Below are 3,293 nucleotides of genomic sequence, written 5' to 3'. Positions count from 1 at the left end.
TGATAAACTGAGCGCAGACAAATCTTAGTCGAACTGTTCTTAAGGAGAATAAATGAAATTAGTTAAAATGAGTTTACTGGCGGCAACGCTTATCGCGTCAAGCGCATTCGCAATCGACAATGTAAAAGTATCTGGTGATGCTAAGTTGTATTATGCAACACATGATGATACAAATAATAATATAGAAGCTGGTTTATTTGATAAAACATCTTCTGATGGTCAAGCTGCATTAGGTCTTGGACTTACTGCGGATTTAACTGAGGGTGTTTCTGCTGGCGTACATTTGACTGCTCTTTCTGCACTTGGTCTTACTAATATTGTTAGTAATGTTTGGGAAGCTGGTCTTCAAGATGAGTTCTGGTTTGACGAAGCATGGTTAGCAGGCACGTACGGTAAAACAACTGCAAAAGTTGGTCGTATGACACTTGACACACCACTTGCATTTACTGAAACATGGTCAATTGCTAAAAATACATTTGAAGCGGGTGTTTTGATTAATCAAGATGTTCCTGATACTACATTAGTAGGTGCTTATATCGGTGAATCGAATTCAGGTGGTGTAGGCCAATATGCTAACGTTGTTGCTAACTTGGATGGAAATCAAAATACAAACTTCGGTCTTGTAAACGGCGGAAAAGGTGCGTATGCTGTAGGTGCTGTGAACAACTCATGGAAACCATTGACTGCACAAGGTTGGTTCTATAACCTTCCATCACATGCTCAAGCATACTGGTTACAAGCGGATATCGCACTTGACTTCGGATTAAATCTAGGTGCACAGTATACAGGTATTGAGATTCAAGATAACACGTTCGGTGGTGTTGGCGAGCAGACAAACGATGCATTTGCTGTAATGGCTGGATACGAGCTTAAAGATATTGTGACTGTTTCAGCTGCATTCTCTCAGACTGGTACAAACAATAATGGTCTTCGTGCCGGTTTCAACGTATTTGGTCAACAGTCAAAACTGTATACTGAAGCATGGTGGAACTATGGTTACAACACTCGTGCAGACACAACTGCGATCAATGTTACTGTTAAGACTCCAGAAGAGTTGACATATGTTGGTCTTGGTCTTTATGTAACACAAGACACTGTCGGCGAAAACGGAACAGGTGTTGATCAGAAAGAAGATATGATGGAAGTTACTGTTGAAGCTTCTAAATCATTTGGTCCATTGGACGTAGCACTTCTTTACATCATGACTGATGCTGAAGATCAAAATATTAATACAGCTGGTGAAGGTGAGTCTTACAACACTGTTCAAGCTTACCTTACTTACAACTTCTAATTCTCTAAGAAGTCTAATTCGTCCGCCTTCGGGCGGATTCCTTCATGATCTCTTAGCATACTTCTACTTTTGTCTTTTCCTCTAAAACATACAAACTAATCCACTCTGGTTTCAAGTCATTCCAGTGTTCTAAATACTGTTTAAAATACTTGTTAAATATGGTGATTAAAATATAAGCATTTTTATGGACAGCAATCATTTTGTATCGACTATACTTCTTGCAACCAATTATTCAAGGAGCGTTATATGAAATTAGTTAAAATGAGTCTGTTGGCGGCAACGCTGATCGCGTCGAGTGCATTTGCAATCGACAATGTTAAAGTATCCGGAGATGCAATGTTGTTCTACGGAACCAATGATGGGTTTGACACAGGTTTTACTCCTAGTGATGATGCATCACTATTCGGTAAAGATTATTCATGGGGTCAAACGTCGTTGGGTCTTGGTGTAACAGCTGACCTTACAGAAGGTGTTTCTGGAGGCGTACACTTAACAGCTATTTCAGCAATGGGTCTCACTAACATCGTTAGCGGTGTTTTTGAAGGCGGTCTGACAGATGAGTTCTGGTTCGATGAAGCATGGCTTGCCGGTACATACGGCAAGACTACGGCTAAAATCGGTCGTATGACACTGGATACACCACTAGCATTTACAGAGACATGGTCAGTGGCATACAATACATTTGAGGCCGGTGTTCTTATTAACGAAGATATCCCTGATACAACAGTGGTTGCTGCTTACATAGGTGAAAGCAACAATGGAAATGCTATGGGAATCTGGGGCACAGGTCAATACGCCGGAATTACTGCTGACTGGGATGGTAGTCAAAACACGAACTTCGGTCTTGTAAATGGTGGTAAAGGTGCGTACACTATCGGTGCTATCAATAATTCATGGGCACCATTAACCGTTCAAGGTTGGTTCTATAACTTGCCATCAACAGCTAATGCTTACTGGGTTCAAGCGGACTTGGCACTCGATATGGGTCTATCAGTTGGCGCACAGGTAACTGGAATCGATGCTAAACAAGTTACAACCGGTGACTCTTCTAATATTGCATACGCTGCTAAACTTGGTTATGAAATGAAAGATACATTTGCCGTATCGGTCGCTGGCTCTCAGGTCGGTACCAATGACAATGGTGTTTCTGCCGGTTTCAACGTTTTCGGTGCACAGACTAAACTATACACAGAAGCGTGGTGGAACTATGGATATATCGCACGTCCAGATACAACAGCTGTCAATGTGACGGTAACGACTCCTGAAGAGTTGACCTATGTTGCATTGGGTGTGTACGCAACGCAGGCGAAAGTTGGAGACAACGGTGGTGCAGTTGGTCTATATACACAAGATGTTGATATGAACGAGGTAACACTAGAAGTAGCAAAATCATTCGGTCCGCTTGATGCAGGTCTTTACTACATCTTTACAGATGCAGAAGATCAAAATATTAAAGCTGGTGATACGACAGGTTCAGCATACGGCTCATTCCAAGCTTACTTTACTTACAACTTCTAATCTATAGATGTTTATTTTCCGCCTCCGGGCGGAATCCCTCTTTTCTTTCAACCCTAACTTACGACGTTAATACTGTCAATGATATGCTTATCCTTCATACATGAGATTGCCTGCGTTTACATGTCGAACGCACAAAACTTGATGTCAATATCAGGAACGCTTATCGAACAATCAATTTTTGTTTAGAATATGTAAAACACGGAAATATAGATAGGCCTAAAAATATTGTAATCGGTCTCTGTATGCATTATATTGTTTGTATAAATTTAACAACGCTGCCAATGATTCCATTATATGTACGTTGTTTCGGACTGAAAAGGTGCTATGGCATCTCTTCAAATTCATAGTCATCTTCAGGTGTATCATCTTCACCTTCCGTCAAGGCCCAGACGCTAAAAGGAATCATTTCAATCGGAACAAAAGGGTGCTGTAAACTGGACTCGTTGGTCATGGTGACGACTTCGACTTTTTGAATCCCCTGCGT

2 protein-coding genes are annotated in these 3,293 nt (G+C 41.1%); both read left to right on the top strand.

All coding sequences use genetic code 11. The annotated features are described in order from the left end of the window. Positions 1–52: 52 nt before the first annotated feature. Positions 53–1,291, top strand: a complete 1,239-nt coding sequence (locus ABYK33_RS14790) for a hypothetical protein (protein WP_373034073.1) — start codon at positions 53–55, stop codon at positions 1,289–1,291. Between the two features lie 246 nt (positions 1,292–1,537). Continuing rightward, the gene (locus tag ABYK33_RS14785; RefSeq protein WP_373034071.1) at positions 1,538–2,809 is read left to right on the top strand and encodes a hypothetical protein; all 1,272 of its coding nucleotides are present in this window, start codon (positions 1,538–1,540) and stop codon (positions 2,807–2,809) included. The last annotated feature ends 484 nt before the right edge of the window (positions 2,810–3,293 follow it).

The sequence above is a fragment of the Sulfurovum sp. genome, from assembly GCF_041562805.1.
Classification (GTDB): Bacteria; Campylobacterota; Campylobacteria; order Campylobacterales; family Sulfurovaceae; genus Sulfurovum.
This window is presented reverse-complemented; position numbering and strand designations above follow the sequence as displayed.

What these genes read in the sequence shown, in the direction of transcription:
- ABYK33_RS14785 (WP_373034071.1), top strand. Translation starts at nt 1,538, where the DNA reads ATGAAATTAGTTAAAATGAGTCTGTTGGCGGCAACGCTGATCGCGTCG.
- ABYK33_RS14790 (WP_373034073.1), top strand. Translation starts at nt 53, where the DNA reads ATGAAATTAGTTAAAATGAGTTTACTGGCGGCAACGCTTATCGCGTCA.